General features: G+C 71.2%; 22 protein-coding genes. 6 read left to right on the top strand and 16 right to left on the bottom strand.

The features are described from left to right. Window position 1 precedes the first annotated feature (1 nt). The 3 genes from ACFWY5_RS36375 to ACFWY5_RS36365 form a co-directional block, all read right to left on the bottom strand. Window positions 2-1,216, bottom strand: coding sequence for an ammonium transporter (locus ACFWY5_RS36375; RefSeq protein WP_379637407.1), 1,215 nt, complete (start codon window positions 1,214-1,216; stop codon window positions 2-4). Between the two features lie 96 nt (window positions 1,217-1,312). After that, entirely contained in the window at window positions 1,313-1,708 is a 396-nt protein-coding gene (locus ACFWY5_RS36370) for a hypothetical protein (RefSeq protein ID WP_379617340.1), read from the bottom strand. Then, on the bottom strand, window positions 1,701-2,951 hold the full coding sequence (locus ACFWY5_RS36365) for an FAD-dependent oxidoreductase (RefSeq protein WP_379637405.1): 1,251 nt from the start codon (window positions 2,949-2,951) through the stop codon (window positions 1,701-1,703). Before ACFWY5_RS36365 ends, ACFWY5_RS36370 begins: the two co-directional genes overlap by 8 nt. 89 nt (window positions 2,952-3,040) lie before the next feature. On the opposite strand from ACFWY5_RS36365, the gene ACFWY5_RS36360 reads away from it, so the two are divergent. Further along, window positions 3,041-3,670, top strand: coding sequence for a TetR/AcrR family transcriptional regulator (locus tag ACFWY5_RS36360; RefSeq protein ID WP_379637403.1), 630 nt, complete (start codon window positions 3,041-3,043; stop codon window positions 3,668-3,670). A 3-nt stretch (window positions 3,671-3,673) separates the two neighbouring features. Here the strand turns inward: ACFWY5_RS36360 and ACFWY5_RS36355 are convergent, their stop codons facing one another. The 6 genes from ACFWY5_RS36355 to ACFWY5_RS36330 form a co-directional block, all read right to left on the bottom strand. Continuing rightward, complete coding sequence (locus ACFWY5_RS36355) at window positions 3,674-3,892, bottom strand: hypothetical protein (protein WP_379617346.1); 219 nt, start codon at window positions 3,890-3,892, stop codon at window positions 3,674-3,676. A gap of 128 nt (window positions 3,893-4,020) precedes the next feature. Next, entirely contained in the window at window positions 4,021-4,752 is a 732-nt protein-coding gene (locus tag ACFWY5_RS36350; protein WP_379637401.1) for a lytic polysaccharide monooxygenase, read from the bottom strand. Window positions 4,753-4,842: 90 nt separating this feature from the next. Further along, window positions 4,843-6,111, bottom strand: a complete 1,269-nt coding sequence (locus ACFWY5_RS36345) for a M20/M25/M40 family metallo-hydrolase (RefSeq protein ID WP_379617350.1) — start codon at window positions 6,109-6,111, stop codon at window positions 4,843-4,845. Then, window positions 6,108-7,961 (bottom strand): prolyl oligopeptidase family serine peptidase, encoded by a 1,854-nt coding sequence (locus tag ACFWY5_RS36340; RefSeq protein ID WP_379637399.1) that lies wholly within the window; start codon window positions 7,959-7,961, stop codon window positions 6,108-6,110. Before ACFWY5_RS36340 ends, ACFWY5_RS36345 begins: the two co-directional genes overlap by 4 nt. Before the next feature lie 5 nt (window positions 7,962-7,966). After that, a complete protein-coding gene (locus tag ACFWY5_RS36335) occupies window positions 7,967-8,962 on the bottom strand; it encodes a C39 family peptidase (protein ID WP_379637397.1) in 996 nt (331 codons plus the stop codon). Between the two features lie 44 nt (window positions 8,963-9,006). Beyond that, window positions 9,007-9,594: a TetR/AcrR family transcriptional regulator gene (locus ACFWY5_RS36330; RefSeq protein ID WP_379637395.1), complete on the bottom strand. Its 588-nt coding sequence runs from the start codon at window positions 9,592-9,594 to the stop codon at window positions 9,007-9,009. A 77-nt stretch (window positions 9,595-9,671) separates the two neighbouring features. On the opposite strand from ACFWY5_RS36330, the gene ACFWY5_RS36325 reads away from it, so the two are divergent. Further along, window positions 9,672-10,988, top strand: coding sequence for an MFS transporter (locus ACFWY5_RS36325; protein ID WP_379637393.1), 1,317 nt, complete (start codon window positions 9,672-9,674; stop codon window positions 10,986-10,988). 117 nt (window positions 10,989-11,105) lie between these two features. Here ACFWY5_RS36325 and ACFWY5_RS36320 read toward each other — a convergent pair whose 3' ends face one another. After that, complete coding sequence (locus tag ACFWY5_RS36320) at window positions 11,106-11,870, bottom strand: IclR family transcriptional regulator (RefSeq protein ID WP_379617360.1); 765 nt, start codon at window positions 11,868-11,870, stop codon at window positions 11,106-11,108. Between the two features lie 99 nt (window positions 11,871-11,969). Between ACFWY5_RS36320 and ACFWY5_RS36315 the strand changes: the two genes are divergently transcribed. From ACFWY5_RS36315 to ACFWY5_RS36305, 3 genes are all read left to right on the top strand, one after another. After that, a complete protein-coding gene (locus tag ACFWY5_RS36315; protein WP_379637496.1) occupies window positions 11,970-13,121 on the top strand; it encodes a kynureninase in 1,152 nt (383 codons plus the stop codon). A gap of 99 nt (window positions 13,122-13,220) precedes the next feature. Next, window positions 13,221-15,008 carry a hypothetical protein gene (locus ACFWY5_RS36310; RefSeq protein ID WP_379637391.1) on the top strand — a complete coding sequence of 596 codons (1,788 nt, stop codon included), beginning with the start codon at window positions 13,221-13,223 and terminating at the stop codon, window positions 15,006-15,008. 22 nt (window positions 15,009-15,030) lie between these two features. Beyond that, window positions 15,031-16,002, top strand: a complete 972-nt coding sequence (locus tag ACFWY5_RS36305) for a magnesium transporter CorA family protein (protein ID WP_379637389.1) — start codon at window positions 15,031-15,033, stop codon at window positions 16,000-16,002. Here ACFWY5_RS36305 and ACFWY5_RS36300 read toward each other — a convergent pair. From ACFWY5_RS36300 to ACFWY5_RS36280, 5 genes are all read right to left on the bottom strand, one after another. Continuing rightward, window positions 15,897-16,340, bottom strand: coding sequence for a DUF1850 domain-containing protein (locus tag ACFWY5_RS36300; RefSeq protein WP_379637495.1), 444 nt, complete (start codon window positions 16,338-16,340; stop codon window positions 15,897-15,899). The genes ACFWY5_RS36305 and ACFWY5_RS36300 overlap by 106 nt on opposite strands. 104 nt (window positions 16,341-16,444) lie before the next feature. Continuing rightward, a complete protein-coding gene (locus tag ACFWY5_RS36295; protein ID WP_379617371.1) occupies window positions 16,445-17,389 on the bottom strand; it encodes a TAXI family TRAP transporter solute-binding subunit in 945 nt (314 codons plus the stop codon). Beyond that, complete coding sequence (locus ACFWY5_RS36290; protein WP_379637387.1) at window positions 17,386-19,350, bottom strand: TRAP transporter permease; 1,965 nt, start codon at window positions 19,348-19,350, stop codon at window positions 17,386-17,388. Before ACFWY5_RS36290 ends, ACFWY5_RS36295 begins: the two co-directional genes overlap by 4 nt. Before the next feature lie 102 nt (window positions 19,351-19,452). Then, window positions 19,453-20,628, bottom strand: coding sequence for a threonine--tRNA ligase (gene thrS, locus ACFWY5_RS36285; protein WP_379637385.1), 1,176 nt, complete (start codon window positions 20,626-20,628; stop codon window positions 19,453-19,455). 141 nt (window positions 20,629-20,769) lie between these two features. Next, complete coding sequence (locus ACFWY5_RS36280; protein ID WP_379617377.1) at window positions 20,770-21,237, bottom strand: adenylyltransferase/cytidyltransferase family protein; 468 nt, start codon at window positions 21,235-21,237, stop codon at window positions 20,770-20,772. Between the two features lie 161 nt (window positions 21,238-21,398). Here ACFWY5_RS36280 and ACFWY5_RS36275 point away from each other — a divergent pair, with 161 nt between their 5' ends. Continuing rightward, window positions 21,399-21,827: an ATP-binding protein gene (locus tag ACFWY5_RS36275; protein WP_379617379.1), complete on the top strand. Its 429-nt coding sequence runs from the start codon at window positions 21,399-21,401 to the stop codon at window positions 21,825-21,827. Here ACFWY5_RS36275 and ACFWY5_RS36270 read toward each other — a convergent pair. After that, a complete protein-coding gene (locus tag ACFWY5_RS36270) occupies window positions 21,816-22,775 on the bottom strand; it encodes a response regulator transcription factor (RefSeq protein WP_379637383.1) in 960 nt (319 codons plus the stop codon). The genes ACFWY5_RS36275 and ACFWY5_RS36270 overlap by 12 nt on opposite strands. Window positions 22,776-22,818 lie beyond the last annotated feature (43 nt).

Raw genomic sequence — 22,818 nt, 5'->3', positions numbered from 1 at the left:
GTCAGCCCATGCGCAGTTCGCTGTCGAGGCCCTCGGCCTGCTCGCTCGCGCTGGCGCGGAGCCGGAAAAGGCGGTCCACGGCCTTTCCGATGAGAAACGTCAGCACAAAAGAATAGGCGCCGACGGCGAGAATGGCGACGATCTGCTTGCCGAGCAAGGCGATGGAGCCGCCGAAGAACAATCCGGCGATCGGGCTTCCGTATTGTCCGGTGGCGAAGAAACCGAGCAGCACCAGGCCGACGATGCCGCCCGCTCCGTGAATGCCCACGACGTCCAGGGTGTCGTCGTAGCCGACGGTCGTCTTGATCTCCACGGCGTACGAGCAGACCACGGCGGCCACGATGCCGATGACCGTCGCGCCGAGGAGGTTGACGTACCCGCAGGCCGGGGTGATCGCGACCAGGCCGGCGAGCGCGCCGGTGGTGCCGCCCAACCGGGAGAACCGGCCGAAACGCCGGCGTTCGAGGAGCATCCAGACGATCATCGCCACGCAGGCGCACATCATCGTGTTCGTCACGGCGTTGGCCGCAAGGGCGCCGTCCGTCAGCGCCGACCCGCCGTTGAACCCGAACCAGCCGAACCACAACAGGCCCATGCCGGTCATCACCATCGGGATGTTCTCCGGCTGCGGCGGCCCTTCCCGGCGAAAGCGCACCGACGGGCCGAGCACCAGCGCCAACGCCAGCCCCGCCACCCCCGAGTTCAGCTCGACGAGCAGGCCGCCGGCGAAGTCGAGCACTCCCCAGCGGTTGATCCAGCCGCCCTTGTAGAAGACCCAATGCGCGATCGGCACGTAGACCAGCGTCATCCAGACGACGCCGAAGACCATCCACGGCCCGAGCCGCACCCGGTTGGCCACCGCGCCGCTGATCAGCGCGAGTGTGATGATCGCGAAGACGAGCTGGAAGAGGGAGAAGACGTAGAGGGGGATCCTGCCGTAGGGGACGGACGGGCTGATCTCGAAGAACTCCCAGTCGCCCCAGCCGATCAGCCCGGCCCCGCCCAGGTCCCTGCCGAACGCCAGGCCGTAGCCGTACAGGAACCAGATCACCGTCACCACGGCGATGGAGACGAAGCTCATGTAGAGCACGCTGATGACGTTCTTCGCGCGGACCATGCCCCCGTAGAAGAGCGCGAGGCCCGGCGTCATGAGAAGCACCATCGCGAAACTCACCAGCACCCACGCGGAGTCCCCGGTATTCAACCCATCCGCCATGTGAGAGCTCCTTCTAGAATCGCGGGCCGCCCAGGGAATATGACCCTCGTCCGGCGCCCGAAAACGCGCATTGAACCCTTTCGGCGGACGGCTTGATTATCGCGACAATTCTTTTACCGAAGGGCAGACGAAAGGCGGCTCGCGGTGCAGCCACCACAGCGACCCGAACGCCACCGCCGCCAGCACCCCGGCGGACACGGCGGCGAGGCTGCCGTTCAGCGCGTGGATCGCGGCGTCGCCCAGCTGGATCAGCCCGCTCGCCCACAGCAGCGCGGTCAGCGCGCCGCGCGCGCCACGGGCCAGCGACACCAGCAGCGCGCCGCCGACCGCCAGCGAACGGACCGCGCAGGCCCGCGCGAACACGTCCACCCCCGGCGTGACCTCGGCCCCCGCGGGCAGCGCGAGACCGGGGTCGGCGATCACGAGGACCGAGACCGCCAGCGTCACCAGCGCCGCGAGCACGTTCAGCGTGACGAACACCCGGCTACGCATGGCTCAGCGGCTCCAGCGGCCCGGTCAGCCGCTCGGGGCGCAGGCCGAACGCGACGATCCGCCCGAACAGGTGCGGGAAGCCCCGCCAATGCCGCAGCGTGCGCAGGGGCTGCGGGATGCGCAGCGGAGCGCCGCCGGTGCCGGCGGCGTCGATGCCGGCGGCCACGAAGCTCTCCTGCGCCCGCCGCTGGGCGAGCTGGGTGAGCACGGTCGGCCATTGGCGGCGCCGTTGCACGCGGGCCAGGTCCCGGTCGGTGACGTGGCCGCGGCGCAGGGCGGGCAGCAGGATGCGGGCGCTCGCGACCGCGTCCTGGATGGCCAGGTTGATGCCGACGCCGGCGATCGGGGACATGGCGTGCGCGGCGTCACCGATCAGTAGCGCGCCGGGCGCCCACCAGCGGTCCAGCCGGTCGATGCGGATCTGCAGGACCGCGATGTCGTGCGGGTCGAGCGCGGCCATCCGATCCTCCGTGTACGGCGCCAGCCGCGCGATGGTCCGCCGCACCCACGCGGCGTCGTGGGCACGTGCGGCCTCGGCCGTACCCTTGCCGATCAGCAGCGCCACCTGCCAGTAGTCACCGCGGTTGATCATGATGAGGCCGCCGGAGGAGGAGAAGCGCAGCATCGTGCCCTCCGGGTCGCCGTCGGCGCGCGGTAGGCGTACGTACAGGCAGTCGTGCGGGGCGGTGGCGGCGCGCGGACGCAGCCCGAGCAGGCGGCGCACGGTGGAGTGGCGTCCGTCGGCCGCCACGACCAGGGGCGCGTCGAGGCGGTGGGTCCGGCCGGTGTCCTTGTCCAGGTAGCGCACGCCGCCCACCCGGCCCGCCGTCGTGATCAGGTCGGTCACCTCGGCGTTCTGCGCGAGGTGGAAGGACGGTGCGGCGCTCGCGGCCTCGGCGAGCAGGTTGAGGAAGTCCCACTGGGGCACCAGCGCGATGTGCTGGTGGCGGCCGGGCAGGCGGGTGAAGTCCTCGGTGACGGCGCCGTCGTCGAAGCGCATGTGCAGCCGCCGTTCACGCTGCTGCGGCAGCCGGGCGAACCGCTCGCCCAGGCCGAGCTGATCCAGCAGGCCGAGTGTGGAGGCGTGCACCGTGTCGCCGCGGAAGTCGCGCAGGAAGTCGGGGTACTTCTCCAGCACCGCCACCTCCACGCCCGACCGTGCGAGCAGCAGGCCGAGCACCATGCCCGCCGGGCCGCCGCCGGTCACGACGCAGGAGAGCGAGGTTCTCGCGATGGATCCCATCTCACTCCTTCACTAAACGGGGATGAATTCCCCGCTTAGTTCGGACTGTAACATAACCGGGGAGAGTGTCCACGGTTAGGGAGCGGTCAGTGAAAGAGCTACGCGCCGACGCCAGGCGCAACAGGGAGCAGATCCTGCGCGCCGCGCACCTGGCCTTCCTGGAGCAGGGGCCGGAGGCTCCGCTCGACCAGATCGCCGAACGGGCCGGCGTGGGCAACGCCACCCTCTACCGGCACTTCCCCACCCGCCTGGAGCTGATCAGGTGCGTGGCCTTCGATCACATGGGCCAGATGGCCGCGCTGGCGACCGGCACCCTGGCCGCCGCGCCCACCGCCCGGCGGGCGCTCACGGTCTTCGCCACGCGGGTGGTCGAGCGGGGCGTGGTGGCGATGCTGCCCATCCTCGGTGGCCACGTCGAGACCGACCCGCAGTTCCAGACGGCCCGCGCCGAACTCCTGGACGCGCTGGAGGCGCTCCTCGCGGCATCCCGAGCGGAAGGGGTGCTGCGCGACGACGTCGGGGCGGCCGATCTGGTGATGTTCCTCGCCGTGCTGACCCGGCCGCTGCCGACGGTCTCCGGGCAGCTCAACGACGCGGTACGCGCCCGCATGCTGACCACGCTCCTGGACGGCCTGCGCCCGCGGGAGGCGACCCCGCTGCCCGGCGAGCCGATCAGCGCCGACCAGATCACGGCCGACCTGTCCACGGGGAGGGCCTAGAGGTCAGGGCGGCCCCGCCCAGTGCAGGGCGATGTACGGCTCGGCCTGGCCCCAGTAGCGGACCCGTTCGCGGGTGATCCGGTACCCGGCGCGCCGCTCGGGCTCGTCCGGCCGGCCGCGCGGGACGGGGATGTCCAGGATGCCGATGTCCTGGTCGACGTGGGCGAGCTCGCCATGGCACGGCCCGCCGAGACAGATGGCGTTGCAGCCGGACAGCGTCACGACCACCAGTTTACATTCCGCATATTCAACCCCGAAGCCCCCTCTTTCCTGGCAACCGCAGCATGATCCAGCGCTGCGCCCTTGCATCCACCGGTGCCCGGGTTCACCGGGCACCGGCAGGGGTCAGGTCAGGTCCGGCGCCAGAGGGCGGGGACGTTCGGCGGCTCCCAGCCGGGGATCGCCGTGTGCGCCTGCAGGCACTGGTAGGTGGCGCCGTTGTAGGTCACCTGCGTGCCTGGGGTGTAGGAGGTGCCCGCCGCCCAGGTCCCGGCGGGACCGGTGGGGGTGGGCGTCGGGGTCACGGTGGGCGTCGGGGTGGGCGTCGGGGTGGGGGTGGGCTCGCCGGGGCCGCTGCCGATCTGGAGGTCGACGCAGTTGTAGAAGGCCATCTGGGTGTCGGCGATGTTCCAGATGGCCAGCAGCTTGATGCGGCCGGTCCGGTTGCCGAGATCGACGGTGTGGGTGAGCGTGGACGGCGGCTGCCTGCCCCGGTCGTTGAACACCGCGACCCGCTCGGTGCCCACGTAGTACTCCCAGGTGCTGGTGGAGTGCGGGACCGGGATGTACCACTTGAAGTTCACGGTGCTGGTGACGGTCGTGACCGGCCACGGCTTGGAGTCGTCGCTGAGCGGGGCCCAGCGGGCGTCGCCGGCGTGGCAGTTGCGCTGGCCCTTGGGCCCTTCGACGCTCTGCGGCTCCCAGACGATCTGCCCGCAGTTGGGGACCTTGCCGGCGTGGCAGTTGGCCTGGCGGCTGGGCGGGTTGGTGATGAAGCCGTGCGCGGAGGCGGGCGAGGCGTTGTACACAACGGTGGTTGTGGCGACGACCGCCATGGCAATGAAGGTGATCAACCTTCGCATGTCATGCTTCCTCTACGGTGGCTAGGGGGTTGCTTCCTCCTTCATAAAAAAGGAAAGTTTCCTATTAGTGAAGCCTCCGGTCGGGAAAGGTCAATTTCCCCGGAGGAGCCGGGTCAGCACCCGGGTGCCGAACTCCAGGCCCTCCACCGGCACCCGCTCGTCCTTGCCGTGGAACATGCCGAAGTAGTCCAGGTCCGGGCGGAGCATCAGCGGCGCGAAGCCGTAGCCCTCGATGCCGATCCTGGCGAACGACTTGGCGTCGGTGCCGCCGCTCATCAGGTACGGGACGGGCCTGGCCTTCGGGTCCTCGGCGAGCAGGGCGGCGGCCATCTCGTCGAAGAAGGGCGAGGGGTACGGGGCGGCGGGGGCGTCCTCCAGGTTGACGAACTCCCGGGTGATCTTGGGGCCGAGCAGGTCGTCGATGGTGGCCAGGAACTCCTCCTGCAGGCCGGGCAGGTAGCGGCCGTCCACGTGGGCGGAGGCGGTGGAGGGGACGACGTTGACCTTGTAGCCGGCGTCCAGCATGGTCGGGTTGGCGGAGTTGCGGATCTGGCCTTCGAAAAGGGTGCCCAGCACGCCCAGGCGCTCGGCCTCCTCGTCCAGGCGGCCGACGTCGATGGGGTCGCCGGTGATCTCGGCCAACGACTGGATGAGGGCCTTCACGGCCGGCGTCAGGCGTACCGGCCACTCGTGGGTGGCCACGCGCGACAGGGCGTGGACGAGGGTGGCGACCGGGTTGTCGATCGCGGGGCGGGAGCCGTGGCCGGCCACGCCGTGGGCGGTGAGCTTCATCCAGGCGGTGCCGCGCTCGCCCACGGCGACCGGGTAGACGCGCTCGTCGCCGGCCGGGACGCTGAAGCCGCCGGACTCGCTGATCGCCTCGGTGACGCCGTCGAACAGCTCGCGGTGCTCGGTGACGGCGTGGCGCGAGCCGTACTCGCCGGTGGCCTCCTCGTCGGCGAGGAAGGCCAGGACCAGGTCGCGCTTGGGGCGCTCGCCGCGCGCGGCCATGCCGAGGACGGTGGCGAGCGTCATCGAGCAGGAGCCCTTCATGTCGACGGCGCCGCGGCCGTAGACGCAGCCGTCGGTGATCTCGCCGGAGAAGGGGTGCATGCGCCATTCGGCGGGGTCGGCGGGCACGACGTCGAGGTGGCCGTGGATGAGCAGCGCGTCGGGCGAGTCGCCGTCGATGCGGGCCACGACCGTGGTGCGCCTGGGCGCCGACTCGAACACCTCCGTGGCGATGCCCCCGTCCTCCAGCAGCGTGGCCACGTACTCGGCGGCCGGACGCTCGCCCGAGCCCGGGTTGGTGGTGTCGAACCTGATCAGGTCCGAGCAGATCTCGGCGACGCTCTTCACTTGGCTCCCCGAAGGTCGAGTGCGGTCACTTCCGGCGTGTCGAAGTGGAAAATACGGCCGTAGAAGGCCAGTTCGGCTTCGAGCGCCGCGACGATAGTCTCCTCCCGGCGCCAGCCGTGCTGCTCGCCGGGGAAGGTGAGCAAGGCCCACTCTTTGCCGTGCCTGTCCAGTTCGGCGACGAAGCGCTCGGCCTGGCCCACGTCCACGATCTTGTCCTCCAGGCCGTGCATCATCAGGCACGGGCCCGAGGCGCGGCCTGCGTGCAGCAGCGGCGAGCGCTCGCGGTAGCGCTCACCGGTCTCGGGCAGCGGGCCGATGAGTCCGTCCAGGTAGCGCGACTCGAAGTCGTGCGTCTCGCCCGCCCAGGCCGCCGGGTCGGTGATCGCGTAGTGGGCCACGCCGCCGGCGAACACGTCGCTGTGCACCAGCGCGGCCACGGTGGTCCAGCCGCCCGCGCTGCCGCCGCGGATGGCGAGCCTGGCCGCGTCCGCGCGTCCCAGCTCGACCAGGCCGCGCGCGACCTTGGCGCAGTCGTGCACGTCCACGACGCCCCACTGGTGCCGCAGCCGCTCCCGGTAGGCCCTGCCGTACCCGGTCGAGCCCCCGTAGTTGACCACGGCAACGCCCAGCCCGCGCGAGGTGAAGTAGGCGATCTCCAGGTCGAGCATCAGCGGGTGCATGCCGGTCGGGCCGCCGTGCACGAAGACGACGTAGGGGGCGGGGCCGGTCGCGGGCGGGTAGAGGTGGGCGTGCACGCCCTCGATCACGACGGTCTCGGGCGTGGGCAGCAGCTCGCGGGGCGGCAGCGGCTTGGGCGCCGACACGACGATGTGCGCGCCGTCGGCGAGGCTGACCGCCGTCACCTCCATCGGCGTGTACGGCGAGGCCGCCACCCCGGCCGCGATCCCGCCCGCGGCCGACACCGTCGAGGCCCAGTGGGTGGCGTCGCCGCCGAGGTCGCGGATGGCGCCGCCGGCCGGGTCGAGCAGCCCGAGCCGGCGATCGTCGGGCGAGCCGTACACGACGACCAGCCCCTCCCCCGCCACCGCGAACCAGGCGGCGCCCGGCTTCCACACCGCGTTGCCGAACTCCAGCTCCACCGGCGTCAGGTTGCGCGAGCGGGAGCCGTCGCGGGCGATCTCGTGCAGGTTCCACCAGCCGGTCGGGTCGGTGACGGCGTAGAGGGTGTCCGGGTCGCGCCATTCGGCCTGCACGACCGATTCGCTCTCACCGCCCGCGACCACCCGGTACGGCCCCGCCGCCCCCTCCGAGTCCAGCTCCGCCACGCACAGCTCGGTGCCGTCCCAGGGCATGCTGGGGTGATCCCAGCCGATCCAGGACAGGTGCCGGCCGTCCGGCGACAGGCGGGCGTTCATGAGGAAGTGGTGGGCCTTGACGATCACCCGCGGCTCGCCGCCGTCCAGCGGGACCGCCACCAGGTCGCGGGCGGCGCCGCCGGTCTCCCTGACCGCCCAGACCTCCTCGCGGCCGGGCGGCACATAGAGGTCGCCGTAGTGGTGGGGGCCCTCGGGCGTCAGGGGGATCGGGTCCTTCTCCGGGTGGAGCAGGTACAGGCGCTGGTCGGCCCAGTGGGTGAAGACGAGCGCGCCGCCGGGCAGCGGGCGCCAGGACCGCCCGCCGTACTCGATGAGCCGGTTGCGCGCGTTCCATCCCCGCGGCAGGACGTCGTGGCGCGAGCCGTCCGGCAGGCGGCGCACCACGCAGCGGCGCCCGCCCTCCCGCGGGCGGGGCTCGTCCCACCACACCTCGACGCCGTCCGGCGTCTGGACGGCCTCCACCCACTGGGCGGCGCCGTCGGTTCTGGCCACGTCGATCGCGCTGATGCTCATGGTGGTCACCAATTGCCGTTGGAAGGGGGAAGCACGTGCCCGGACGGGTGCAGGACGTAGGCGATGCCGCCGGTGCCCGAGCTCCTCAGCCAGACGTTCTCGAACGCCGCCCTCGGATAGACCCTGCGCACCTCCGGGACGGCGGGGTCGTTGACGACGACGTCGCCCGTGGCGGTGAAGCCGGCGACGACCAGGATGTGGCCGCCGGTGGAGTAGCCCGAGCCGGGCAGCTCGTGCTCCTTGAACGACAGGGACGTGATCACCGGGACACCGGCCCTGACGAGCGTCTCCAGTTCCAGGGCCGAGCGGAGCCTGGTGACGAAGCCGTCCAGGCCGTAGCGGCCGGCGTAGGCGACGCTGAAGGGCCAGTTGCCGGTGCCCTGGTAGCTCTGGTCGTACATGCCGCGGGCGGCGTGGTCGACGGCGGGGCAGGGGTCGCCGGGGGTGACCCAGGACAGGTCGGCGGGTTCCGGGCCGCTGCCCCAGTAGGCCAGGACCATGGCGACCGAGGCCGGGCTGCACCAGTTGGCGCCGCCGCCGTCCCATTCGGGGTAGTGGCCGGTGTGCTCGCGCTGGGAGTAGCGGGGGACGTCGAGTTCCACGGGCGCGGCCGTACCCGCGGGGGTGGGCGCCACGCTCGGGCGGTGCGGGATCGCCGAGGCCAGCACCCCGAGCGACCTGACCCGCGCGCCCGCGCCGTGCGTTTCCACGCGCACCCGGCAGGCGGTCACCGGCGCCTTGGCCACGAACGTGTCGACGGCCACGTCGCCGTGCTCGTCGCCCTGGCCCGGCACCGACGTACGGCCGGGCTCCTCCGACCACCGGCCCATCACGTACCACTTGGTCGGCTCACCGGAGACCAGCCTGGCCTGCAGCGCGACCTCGATCCACGAGCCTTCCGGGGCGCTCGCGGTCCACGAGGGCACCAGTTCGGTCGCGGCGAAGCCCAGCTCGGTGAAGGCGGTGCGGCCTGGGGCGAGCCGGGTGTAGGAGACGGGCACCGGCACCATTGTGGTTTCGGCAGGCAGGGCGCGCATCGGAAGGTTTACGTACTGGTGGCGGCGAGGGTGGCGATCCAGGCGGCGAGCATCTCCACGACGTCGCCGAAGGTGTCCTCCTCCGCGGGTATCTCCCGGTGGGCCGCGGCGCGGGCGCGCCAGCGCTCGATCTCGCTGTGCCCGGCCACGACGGCGATCGTCTGGCGCCAGGCGCGGTGGGCGTCGCCGGGTGACAGGCCGAGCGCCGTGAAGAAGGCGAGCATGGCCTCGTTGGAGCGCCGGGTGTTGTCGTGCACGTCGAGCGCGGTCGTCTCGGCCAGGCGCAGCGCCGCCGGGTGGCGCCGGTAGAGGTCGAGCAGGCCGAGGCAGAGCTCGCGCAGGCTGTCGCGCCAGTGGGCCGGGTCGAGCTCGGGCAGGAGCCACTGGCTCTGGAGCTGGTCGGCGGCCAGGCGTACGGCGTCGTCGCGGTCGGCCACGTACTTGTACAGCGCCCGCGGCGTGACCTCCAGGTGCGCGGCGAGCGCGCGCATGGTCAGCTCCGCGTCGCCGAGTTCGAGCACCGCGCGCCCGATGGCCTCGCGGGTGAGCGTCGGCCGCCCCTTGCGGAACTCGGGCCGTTTCCTGGTGCGCTCCATCGGGCGGCAGCTTATCAGCCTTGAAGTTCACACATGTGGACTTTAAGGTGAGGGCAGCCTTCCCTAAGGAGCTTCCCTTGGCTGTCCTGATCATGACGATCGCCGCGACCGCGCTGCTCGTCATCGACATCACGATCGTCTCCATCGCGCTGCCGGCCATCCAGTCCGACCTCGGCGGCGGGCTGGCCGCCGCGCAGTGGATCATCATCGGCTACACCGTCACGTTCGGCGCCCTGCAGCAGCCCGCCGCCTCGCTGTCGGACCGCCTGGGCCGGCGCACGATGTTCACGGCGGGCATCACCGTGTTCACCGTGTCCTCGCTGGCCTGCGGCCTGGCCCAGTCGGCGCTCGCCCTGGACCTGGCCAGGCTCGCCCAGGGCGCCGGGGCCGCGCTGATCATGGCCAACGCGCTGCCGATGCTCGCCCAGACCTACGAGGGCCAGCGCCGCAACATGGCCATCGCCGTCTGGGGCACCACGCTCGGCGCCGCGGGGGCCGCCGCGCCGGTGCTCGGCGGCGTCCTGCTCGCCGTGGCGGACTGGCGCGCGTTGTTCCTGGTCAACGTCCCCGTGGGCGTCGTGGCCCTGGTCCTGTGCCGCCGCGTCCTGCCCGCCGACGGCGCGCGCGGCACCGCGCCGATCGACTGGCCGGGCGCGACGTTGCTGCTGCTCCTTCTCACCGCGGCCAACCTGGCCCTCACCCTCGCCCAGTGGTGGTACGGCGCCGCCGCCGTCCTCCTGCTGGCCGCCTTCCTCCTGGTGGAACGCCGGGCCGCGGCCCCGGTCCTCGACCTGTCGCTGTTCCGCATCCCGACCTTCGTGGCCGCCTCGCTGCTGGCGTTCGTCTCCCGGGTGGCCACGATCGGCAGCTCCGTCTACTACGTCCTGTACTTCGAACGCGAGCTCGGCCTCACCCCGCTGGCCACCGGCCTGCTCCTGGCCGCCATCCTCATCCCCCAACTGCTCACCGGCCTGCTGGCGGGCAGGCTCCAGGCCCGGTTCTCGCCGTCGTTCCTCATCGCCGGGGGCTCGGCCGTTCTGGGGCTCGGCGGCGTCCACATGGCGATGACCATCGCGCCGGGCGCGAGCGCCTGGGACTTCCTGCCCGGCCTCATCCTGTGGGGCGTGGGCGGCGGCCTGGCCGCGACGCCCAAGACCACGCTCGCGGTCAACGTGGTGGAGAAGGAACGGGCCGGAATGGCCTCCGGCATGGTCAACACCATGCTGGCCATCGGGGCGGCGGCGGGCGTGGGCCTGCTGGGCATCCCCTACGCGGCGGGTGGCGCCTCCCTGGTCATGTACACGGCCGCGGGGCTGTCGGTCGTGACGGCGGTCATCGCGCTGGCGCTGGTCCGCAGCAAGGACCTCGTGACCGGCGCTCCGGCCACCCGGTAACGCCCGCTCGCCCCCCGGTTTCGTACTGTCAGGGCGGCGTCTTCGGCGGGGCTCTTCACCGGGGTTTCCAGCGGGGTTCCGGTGAGGGTCTTCGGTGAGGGTCTTCGGTGAGGGTCTTCAGCGGAGGGTGGAGCGGGTCAGGGCCCGGGAGACGCCCAGGGCGGCGGTCTTGACGGCGGGGGCCAGGCGGGTCGGGTGGAAGCGCGACAGCGGGACCGACACCGAGAGCGCGGCCACGACCGTGCCCTCGCGGAAGATGGGCGCGGCGATGCAGGCGCCGCCGATCTGCGCCTCCTCCCGCTCATAGGCCAGCCCCGCCACCTGGATCTGGCCGATCGCCTCCTCCAGCCGTTTGGCGTCCACGATGGAGTGCGCGGTGAGCCGGCGCAGAGGACGGGCGAGCACCTCGTCGATGAGGCCGGGCGAGGAGTAGGCCAGCAGCGCCTTGCCCACTCCGGTGCAGTTCAGGGGCAGCCGGCCGCCGACGCGCGAGGGCAGCGCGAGCGACTCGTGCGCCCGCAGCTTCTCGACGTAGACGACGTCGAGGCCGTCGCGGACGCCGAGGTGGATGGTCTCGCGCGTGGCTTCGTACAGGTCGTGCATGAACGGCAGCGCCGCGTGCCGCAGGTCGCGCTCCAGCGGAACCGTGCTGCCCAGCTCGAACAGCCGCCGCCCCAGGACGTAGCCGCGCTCGCGGCGCTCGACGGCGCCGATGGCGGTCAGGTCGGTGAGGAGCCGGTAGGCGGTGGTCTTGGGGAGCTGGCAGCGCTCGGCGACCTCGATGAGGCGCAGCGGGCCGCCGGTGGGGCGGAAGGCGTCCAGCACGAGCCAGGATTTCTCCAGCATCGAGAGACGGTCCGGGTTCCGTGTCACGGAACGCATTCTTGTCTATCCCCCAGCAGGGGTTCTATACCAACATAGGCGTTAAATGTGCATTTATTGAGGAGCTGACCAGTGGTTGATCGCCTGGCCTGCCTGGCCATGGACCAAGAAGACCCGCTGCGCGCGTTCCGGGACGAGTTCGTGCTGCCGGAGGACGAGATCTACCTGGTCGGCAACTCGCTGGGCGCGCCGCCGCGTACCGCCGCCGAGCGCGTACGGCAGGCCGTCGAGGACGAGTGGGGCCGCCACCTCGTCGGCGGCTGGAACGAGGCGGGCTGGTACGCCCAGCCGCTGACCACCGGCGACCGCCTGGCCCCGCTGATCGGCGCCGGACCCGGCGAGGTCGTGGCCGGCAACACCACCTCGATCGCCGTCTACCAGGCCGTCAACGCCGCCATGCGCCTGCGCCCCGGCCGTGACGTGATCGTCGTGGACCGTGGCAACTTCCCCACCGACAACTACATGATCGAGGGCCTCGGCGAGCTGCGCGACATCGGCGAGGGCCGCTTCGACGACGCCGCCTGTGTCCTGCTGTCGGAGGTGGACTACCGCACCGGCGCCCGCTACGACGTGCCCGGGGTCACCGCCCGTGTCCAGGAGGCGGGCGCTCTGATGATCTGGGACGTCTGCCACAGCGTCGGCGCGCTGCGCGTGGACGTCTCGGCCGCCGACTTCGCCGTCGGCTGCACCTACAAGTACCTCAACGGCGGCCCCGGCGCCCCCGCCTTCCTGCGCGTCCATCCCCGCCACCAGGCCGCCGCCGAGAACGTCCTGTCCGGCTGGTACGGCCACGCCGAGCCGTTCGCCTTCGAACCCGGCTTCCGCCGGGCCGACGGCATCCGGCGCTTCACGGTCAGCACCCCGCACGTGCTGTCGTTCGCGGCGCTGGAGGCGGCGCTGGACATGTGGGAGCGGGTCGACCTCGACCAGGTCCGCGCCAAGAGCATGGCGCTGACCTCACTCTTCATCGACCTGGTCGGCGACCGGCTGGAGCTGGCCTCCCCGCGCGACCCCGAGCGCCGCGGCAGCCAGGTGAGCTTCTACCACCACGACGGCTACCCGGTGATGCGCGCGCTCATCGACCACGGCGTGCACGGCGACTTCCGCGCCCCCGACATCCTGCGCTTCGGCTTCGCCCCCCTCTACACCCGCTACGTGGACGTCTGGAACGCCGCCCAGACCGTGGCCGAGGTGCTGGAGAAGGAGCTGTGGCGCGAGGACAGGTACGCGGTCCGCCTGGCCGTCACCTGACCCACGCCGCGTGGCCGGTTCCGCGCGGTGGAACCGGCTCTTGGGAACATGAGCGGCGATCGGCACTCTTGGCGCATCCCCCACGAAAGGCACCCCCCGATGCGCCGACTCCTCCACCGCGCCCTCGCCACGGCGAGCGTGGCCGGCCTGCTGACAGTCCCCCCGGCCACCGCGCAGGCCACCACGAAGACCAGCGCGCAAGCCACCGCGAAGACCAGCAAGCAAGCCACCGCGAAGACCGGCGCGCGGGCCGCCGCGAAGACCGGCGCGCGGGCCGCCGGCGACGGCGTCCCCACCGTCTGCGGCGACCGCCGCCCCGACGACCCGGGCCCCGGCACGTACGGCATGCAGCTCGACGGCTCCTTCCGCCACCCCGACCTGACCCCGCCGGGCGAGGAGCGCTACTCCTTCCCCGGCGGCGCGAAGGACCTGTTCCCGAAGACCAAGGGCTACGACCCCCGCTCCTACACCGAGGGCCCGATCAAGGTCGAGGCGGCCTACCGCGGCCCCGACTTCACCCCCGACTACTTCCACACCTGGCAGAACGTGGTCGACTTCGGCGGGCGCCGCTACCTGTTCCAGTACGACCGCACCGAGGCCCGGGTCTACGACGTCACCGACGTACGCAAGGTGAAGATCGTTGAGCGGCTCACCGGCAAGGACTGGAAGCAGGCCGACTACTGGGGCGCGGCCACCATCCAGTGGCGCGACGGCCACTACGTGATGATCCAGTCGTTCGAGCAGAAGCGGCAGGTCGAGGAGCTCGGCGACAGCCCGGAACGGTCGAAGTTCGGCAACCCGGAGGGCGTGGCGAAGCTGCGCGCCCAGACGACGTTCAAGGGCTTCAAGGTCTACCGCCTGGACGGCCCGCGCAGGAAGGACTGGAAGCTGCTGTCCACGGTCACCACCGACCCGACGCTGAGCGGCCCGGAGCCGGGCGTGCAGCAGGGCTCCGGCTCCCTCGACGTGCCCTACTGGACCGGCGGAAAGTACATGTACGTCGCGGTCGCGCCGCTGGACAGCTGGAGCAACACCGAGGTCCCCACCTACCTCTACTCCCCCGGCTACCAGGCCTACGACATGTCCGATCTGACCAGGCCGCGCCTGGTCGGCGAGTGGCACCGCAAGGGCCAGGTGGCGGGCGAGGAGGCCGCCTACGCCAAGAATCCGCGCTGCGGCAACCGCACGTCGTGGATGGGCGCCCGGATGCCGTTCTTCGTCGCTGGAAAGTACGGCTTCGCCGCCATGGGCGGCTACGGCCTGTCAATTCTCGATATTTCGGATCCGTCCAAGTTGCGGGAGATCGCGCACCTGGACCTCCCCGTCTCCTCCGGCGGCACCGAAGCCGACAACGTGGACGTCTCCCAGTACGAGAAGACCGGCATGGTCTACGTCTCCGGCTACCCGCTCGGCGAGGACTGCCACGAGCCCTACAAGGACGTCTTCCAGGTCGACGCCCGCGACCCCGCCAAGCCCAGGATCGTCGGCGCGCTGCCCCGCCCGAAGCCCGCGCCGGGCGCCCGGTTCGGCGACTACTGCCAGCGGGGCGGCAGCTTCGGCCCCAAGCGCTCCGGCTCCTACACCTCGCCCGGCGACCCGGCCCAGGGCCTGCTCGCCTACGCCTTCTACAACGCGGGCGTGCAGTTCTTCGACACCCGCGACCTGCGCCGGCCGAAGATCGCCGCCCAGTTCGTGCCCGCGGGATACAGCGCCGCCGTCCCCGACTACGCGCTCGGCAACCAGACCCATGCCGTCTACACCGAATGGGACAGGAAGATCGTGTGGGTGTTCACCAACGACGGCATCTACGCGCTCTCGTCCGGGAAACTGCTGGGAACGCCGAATCTGGGCAGGCCCGCGGAGCCGTTCCGGAACAGCGCCCGCTAAGCGATAGGCCATAATGCGGTAAATGCGCACCCGGTTGTATAAAGACGGCGTCGTCGTGAAGAAGGGTTTCCCCATCGCCGACGTCTCCGAGTACGTCTGCGACGACGACTGCGTGGTCTGGTTCGACCTGTGCTCCCCCACCCCCGGCCAGCTCAGCGTCATCAGCGAGGAACTGGGTCTGCACGAGCTGGCCGTGGAGGACGTGCTCAACGACCACCAGCGGCCCAAGCTCGACGTCTACGACAGCCACCTGTTCATCACCGTGTACGGGATCTACCTGGACGACGAGGGCGATCTCGACCCGGTGGAGATCAACGTCTTCGTGACGAAGAACGCGCTGGTGACCGTACGGGAGAACGACCGCTTCGACATCGACGGGGTGGTCGCCCGCTGGGACGCCAGCGGGGAGCACACCGCCCGCCACGGCGTGGCCTTCCTGCTGCACGGACTGCTCGACTACGTCGTGGACGGGCAGTTCGAGCTGGTGCAGACGCTCGATGGCCAGGTCGAGGAGCTGGAGGACGCGCTGTTCGGCGAGAGCGGCAACAACCGGGAGCTGCAGCGGCGTACGTTCCGGCTGCGCAAGAACATGGTGCGCTTCCGCAAGGTCACGCTGCCCATGCGCGAGGTGCTCTCGACGCTGGTGCGCCGCGACCGGCAGGTCCTGGTCAACGCCGAGATGGGCCCCTACTACCAGGACGTCTACGACCACGTGCTGCGCGTGACCGACTGGGTCGACTCGCTGCGCGAGCTGATCAGCAACCTGCGCGAGACCCACCTGGCCCAGCAGGGCTTCAAGCTCAACGAGATCATGAAGCGGCTGACCGGGTGGGCGGCGATCATCGCGGTGCCGACCGCGATCACCGGCTTCTACGGGCAGAACGTGCCCTATCCGGGCGAGGGCCGGCCGTGGGGCTTCTGGATGTCGACCATGGTCGTGGCGGGGGCCTCGGTGGCTCTGTACACCGTCTTCAAGAAGAAGGACTGGTTGTAGCACGGGGCCGCGGCGGGGCCGCCCGGCGGGGTGGCGCCGACGGCCAGCCGTACCCGGGTGGAGCCGGAGGCGGGGTAGAGCGGCAGGCAGCGGCCGCCCGCCACCAGCGTGCGGCGGCCGACGGGGCTGGCGATCAGGTCCAGGCCGTCGTAGGTGACCGGCGCCGCCAGGCGCAGCACCCACAGGCCGCCCTCGGTACGCGAGCGGGTGCCGTCGAGGGCGTAGTAGTCGAGCACGCCGGCGCTCTCGGAGATCACCGCGCGCATGGTGAAACGGCGGCCCGCCACGGAGAAGATCTCCGCGGCGGGCGCGTGGTACACGGAGTGCACGTACGTCAGGGCGAAGCCGCCCCTGCCCAGGGCCAGGCCGTGGACGGCGGGGCCGCCCGCGGCGGCGCCCGAACCGAGCGCCAGGGCCGCGAGCAGCGCGAGCAGGAGCCTGATCAGCCCTGGGTCTCCTTGAAGTAGCGGGCCGCGCCGGGGTGCAGCACGACCGGCTCGACCTGCTGGCCGAGCTTGGGGTCGAGCTTGTTCGCCTCCGAGTGCACCTTGACCAGCTCGGCCTTCTTCTCGAACAGGGTCTTGGTGATGTCGTAGGCGAGCTGCTCGTCCATCTTGTCCGGCACGAGCAGCACGTTGCCGACGGCCATCGTCTTGATCGCGCCGGTGAGCTTGTAGGAGCCCGCCAGGTCCACGTCGAGCGTCACGTACTGCTTGCCGAACTTGGTCTGCATGCCGCCCAGCACGTCACTGGTGTCGAGCATCTTCATGTCCGGCTTGCTGTTGGCCAGGTCCACGATTCCGGCGGTGGGCACGCCGCCGACCCAGAAGAAGGCGTCGATGGTGCCGTCCTTGACCGCCTGCACCGACTCGTTGATCGACAGCTGCGACTTGGTGACGTCGCTGTCGGGGTTGAGCCCGGCCGCCTCCATCATGCGGCGGGCCATCACCTGGGTGCCGGAGTTGGGCGGGCCGAGCGAGACGCGCTTGCCCTTCAGGTCTGCGACCTTGGTGGCGGCCACGCCGGGGGCGACGACGACCTGCGCGTAGTTGTCGTAGATGCGGGCGATCGCCTGGATCGGCTGCTTCTCGGTGAACGAGCCGACGCCGTTGACCGCGTCGGCCGCGGTGTCGGTCTGGGAGAAGCCGATGTCGGCCTTGCCGGTGGCCAGCAGCTTGATGTTCTCCACCGAGGCCGAGGTGACCGAGGCCGTGGCCTGGGTGTTGGCGACGTTGGCCTGGATCTGCTTGGCCAGGCCGCCGCCGTAGACGTAGTAGACGCCCGTGGTGCCGCCGGTGGCGATGGACAACCTGTTGCCGCCGCCGCAGCCCGCGGCCGCGGCGAGCGCCACGACAGCCGCCGCCAGGGTGATGAGCACACGTTTCACGCTGGTGTTCTCCTTTTTCGAATGAGATGTACGGCTGTCGCCACGGCCAGAACCGCGAAACCGGCGACGATCGGGACAGGTTCGAGGAAGAGCAGCAGGATTCCGGCGCCCGCCGCGATCACGCGCTCGGGCCATCCGGTGAAGCCGCCGGTGGCCATCGCCAGCGCCAGGACGGCGACCCCGGAGACGGCGGTCAGCGCCAGGATGGTCCCGATCGGCCCCTGGGCCAGCAGCGCCTGCCCGTTCGGCGTGAGCACGAAGGCGAACGGCACCAGGAAGGCGGGCAGCGTGTACCGCCAGGTCATCATCATCGTCCGATAGGTGTTGCCGCCGGTGATGGCCGCCGCCGCGACGGCCGACAGCGCCGTGGGCGGGCTCACCTCCGACAGCACCGCGTAGTAGAAGATGAACATGTACGCCTCGGCCTTGTCGACGCCGAGCGTCATGAGCGCGGGGGCGATGATGACCGCGGCGATGATGTAGCTCGCGGTCACCGGCACCGCCAGGCCCAGCAGCATGACCGCCAGGCCCGCCATGATCGTGGTGAAGATCAGGTTGCCCGCGGCCACGTCCACGATGATCGAGCTGAGGTTGAGCCCGAGCCCGGTCTGGGTGATGACGCCGACGATGATGCCCGCCGCCGCGCAGACCGCGGTGACCGGCAGCACCTCCAGCGTGCCCTTGGCCAGCGCCTGCCCGACGCGCTTGGGCCCCATGCGGTGGGCGGGGTCGAGGAAGGACAGCGCGAAGGCGACGAAGGTGGCGATGACGACCGACTGGAAGGCCGAGCGGTCCAGCGCCATCAGCACGATGATGAGGATGAGCGAGCTGAAGTGGTAGCCGAAGCGCAGCATGAGCTTGCCGGCCTTGGGCGCGTCCACCTCGACGGCGTGGGTGCCGAACCGCCGCGAGTCGATCTCGATGGCCAGGAAGATGCCGAGGTAGTACAGGATCGTGGGGATCGTCGCGTAGAGCAGCACCGTCAGGTAGCTGACCCCGAGCTGCTCGGCGATGATGAAGGCCGCCGCGCCCAGCGTGGGCGGCGACAGGATCGCGCCGATGCCGCTGGCGGCCAGGATGCCGCCCGCGGCCTCGCGGGGGTAGCCGGCCCGCTTGAGCACCGGCCAGGCCACGCTGCCGAGGCTGACGGTGGTGGCGGTGCCGGAGCCGGAGACGGTGCCGAGCAGGAATCCCGCGGTGGTGACGGTACGGCCGGGGGCGGCCCGTGACTTGCGGAAGGCGGCGAAGCTCAGGTCGATGAAGAACTTGCTGGCGCCGGAGTAGTCGAGGACCGCGCCGTAGATCGTGAAAAGGATGATGTAGCTGGCCGCCACCTGCATCGGGACGCCGAAGAATCCTTCTGTGCCGGTGTAGAGCTGGGAGATGATCTGGCCGAGGTCGAATCCGCGGTGCCCGATCGGCCAGCTGACCGGCAAATAGTTTCCGAGGTAGGCGTATACCAGGAAAATTCCGCAAATGATGCTGAGCGCGCTGCCGACCGTGCGGCGTACCGCTTCCAGGAGCAGCACGGTCAGGCCCAGCCCGCCGATGATGTCCCAGGTGCTGAGGTTGGAACTGGAGCCGCGGTCACGGAAGGCGTCGATGTCGAGCAGCGGGTAGAGCAGGACGCCGAGCGACAGCGCCGCGAGCACCCAGTCGATGATCGTGGGCGCCTCGCCGCGCTGCTGCTCAGGAGGCTCCTGCCCGCGCAGGCGCCGCACCAGGGCGACCAGGCCGGAGCGGTAACGCAGGAAGACCAGCGGCAGCGCCACGGCCAGGAACGTCATCCGGTGCTGCACCGGCTCCACCGGCTGGAAGACCACGACGAGGGAGTAGGCCGACAGGAGGCCGCCGATGATCCAGACGCCGAGCCGTAACGGCCCGGACAATTCACGGGCCGGACGTTCCCCCTCCGCGGCCGAGACCAACTCGGCGGCACGCTTGTCACTTACTTCGGTCACGTTCTTGCCTCCCCGACATGGCGTTGGGGGGACTTTACGAGCCTGTTTAGGTCCCTGGGAAGGGTCCGTTATCTCATTGATTTCTCGACGATAATTCAGCGGTCAGAAAATCGGGCGGGAACGCGCGGCAAGCTCGGCGACGGGTACGTTTCCCTCCTGACCGCCGTCGCGCCGCCGCACCGCGCACGATCCCTCCGCCGCCTCGCGCGGCCCCACCACCAGCTGGTACGGCACCAGCCGATGCGCCCGGATCCTGGCCCCGAGGCTGCCGCGGTCCGGGTGGGCCAGCTCGGCCCGCAGGCCCGCCTCGACGCAGCGCCGTACCAGGTCGTGGGCGGCGGGAAGCTCCGCCTCCGACAGCGGCACCACCACCGCCTGCACCGGTGCCAGCCAGGCGGGCAGCGCGCCGCCGTGCGCCTCGACCAGGTGTGACAGCAGCCGTTCGATGCCGCCGACGACGCTGCGGTGCACCATGGCGGGGCGCTCGCCGCCCACGTAGGACAGCTCGAAGCGCTCGGGCATGTAGAGGTCGACCTGGACGGTGGACAGGGTCGACTCGCGGCCCGCCGGGTCGGCTATCTGGATGTCGATTTTCGGGCCGTAGAAGGCGGCCTCGCCGTACTCCTCGTCATAGGACCGGCCGCGCGCGTGCAGCACCTCGCGCAGCACCCGTTCCGAGCTCGCCCACAGCGCGGGGTCGTCGACGAACTTGCCCGACGCGCCGCCCAGCGACAGCCGGTAGCGGGCGGCCTTGATGCCGAGCTGGGCGTGGGCGGCCTCGATGAGGTCGAGCGCGGCCGACACCTCGGCGGCGGCCCGCTCGGGCGGGCAGAACACGTGGCCGTCGTTGAGCTGGATCGAGCGCACCCGGTTCAGGCCGCCGAGCACGCCGGACATCTCCGAGCGGTACTGCCCGCCCAGCTCGGCCAGGCGCAGCGGCAGCTCGCGATGGCTGCGCCGGCGCGAGCGGTAGATGAGCGCGTGGTGGGGGCACAGGCTCGGCCGCAGCACGAAGCGCTCGCCGCCCACCTCCATCGGCGGGAACATGTCCTCGCTGTAGTGCGACCAGTGGCCCGACAGCTCGTAGAGCTCCTGTTTGCCGAGGACGGGCGAGTTGACGTGCTGGTAGCCGTTGCGGCGTTCGAGCTCGTGGACGTAGTCCTCGACGGCCTTGCGGACGGCGGCGCCCGCGGGCAGCAGGTAGGGCAGTCCCGAGCCGATGAGCGGGTCGGTGCCGAAGATGGCCAGTTCGCGGCCGAGCTTGCGGTGATCGTTCATAGTGGTTCCCCTGAGTGGAAAGGGGGCGAACGACCTTCGAGCGCGTCTCCGGGCGTTCGCCCGGAGAGCAGGAATCAGCGCGCCGGGACGGGGTCCGGCGTCGTCGTGACGTGAACGCGCTGCATGAGGGTCACCGTAGCATCAGCGTCCCTGTGCCGCATTCACGATCCGGGTGGTGGAGCGGCCGGGGATGGCCTCCAGCTCCCAGCACTCGGCGCCGAGCAGCGCCGCGGCCGCGCACCGGCCGCCCGCGTGCGGGTCGCCCGCGGTGTGGGCCAGCGCGCCGGGGCGCATGGGCGCCATGAGGTCGATGTAGTCCTCGGGGCCGTGGGCCTCCGGCGGGCCGGTCACCACGAACACGCCGCTCACGCAGCGCAGCGCGGCCAGCACCTCGGCCCGCTCGGCGGCGGGGTTGACCGGGCGCGTGGGTCCCTTCCACGCGCGTACGCGGGGATCGTCCTCGACGCCGACCACCAGCGGCAGCCCGCGGGCGGCCACGGCGTCGAGATAGCGCACGTGGCCGACGTGCAGGATGTCGAACACACCGGTCACGTACGCCGCGCCCGGCTGGTCGTAGGGTCGCACCCACACGGCCTCGAGGCTGCTCACCCGTGCTCTCCTCCGTCGGCGGACTCGTCGATCGCAGCGTACTTGGTCATGGCAAACGGCCGCGCAGGCGACCATGGGAAAGGGCATTCCTACCTTTTCGCGATAATCTGCGACCCCCTCCTCGCGCGTCTCATGACGTCAGCGAATTCGGGGAGGTCGCCATGGCAGCGCCGGACTTTCACAGCCAGTTGGTCGTCCGGCTACCGGGGGCGCCGGCCCAGGTCGCACGGGCCAGGAACGCCGTGACCAGCGCGATCGGGCGCGATCACCCTTTACACGACGAGGCCGTGCTGCTCACCAGCGAACTGGCCACCAACGCCGTCCTGCACACCCAGTCGGGCGCCGGGGGCACGTTCACCGTCAGCGTGCGGGCCACCGGCGACCTGGTGCGGGTGTGCGTCGAGGACGCCGGCTCCGACGCGCCGCCGTGCGCCTGCCGCGCCGGTGGGCTGACCACCAGCGGGCGGGGCCTGCCGCTGCTGGAGGCGCTCAGCCACCGCTGGGGGTTCGAACGTTCCAACGGGGCCAACTGCGTCTGGTTCGAACTGCTGCAGGTCACCGTCCCCGCGGTCTGGGCGCTACAGGTCTAACCGGCACAACCCCTCGGCCAGCGCCTTGGTCGTCAGCCGGGTGCGGCTGTCGCAGCCGAGCTTGGTGAAGATGTGCTCCAGGTGCGTGGTGACCGTCCGCACGCTGAGCACCAGCGCCGCGGCGATCTGCGGGTTGGAATCCCCCGCGGCCACGCGGGTCAGCACGTCCACCTCACGCCCGGTCAGCTCGTACGGCAGGCCGCACGGCCGCTCGGCGACCACCGCCCCCTGCAAGGAACCCTGGAAGCCGACCCCCGCCCTGATCACGCGCACGTCGCGCCACTGGCCGGCCGCGTCCAGCCACAGGCCGCGCCTGCTCAGCTCGCGCGAGTCGATGAAGGCGCGGGCGAAGGCGGCCAGGCCGGGCTCGCCGTACAGGGCTGGCGAGGGCTCGGTTCCCGGTACGGCCCGCCGTACCCCTGCCCGGTCGAAGGCGACGGCGCGGTAGCCAGCGGGCGGCGCGGTGGGCGTGACCACGCACCGCGACAGGTCCGTGACGTGGGCCAGCGTCGGCGCCGCCGCCTCGACCAGCGCGCCCGCGGTCTCGGGCGGCGCCTGGCGGTAGGCCAGGTGGAGCAGGCCGGTGTAGCGGCCCTCGGCCAGGAACAGCGGCGCGGTCAGGCCCGCGCGCCAGCCGTAGGGCTCCAGGTGGCGGCGGAAGTAGCGGCGGGTGCCCGGATCCGGCATGGCCAGCGGGGCGCGGGCGGCCATCGCGCGTTTGTAGGCGTCGAGGGCGGCGCACTCCTCGGCGGCGTCGCCGTCGATGCGCTCGTGGCCGCTGGAGACGACGCTGCGGTGGCGTCCGGTGTCGGGGTCGTAGGCCACGAACTCGTAGGCGTCGACGGGGACGACCCGGCGCAGCGCGGCCATGGCCCCGTGGGCGCCGCCTCCGCCCGCCACCTGGTAGCCGACCTCGGCGAACGCCTGCAGCAGGGGGATCTCGGCCACGGCTCTTTATACCACTGGGCGGAATTCATGAGCTTTTGTGCTG

The organism is Nonomuraea sp. NPDC059007, from assembly GCF_042740555.1.
Taxonomy (GTDB): domain Bacteria; phylum Actinomycetota; class Actinomycetes; order Streptosporangiales; family Streptosporangiaceae; genus Nonomuraea.
This window is presented reverse-complemented; position numbering and strand designations above follow the sequence as displayed.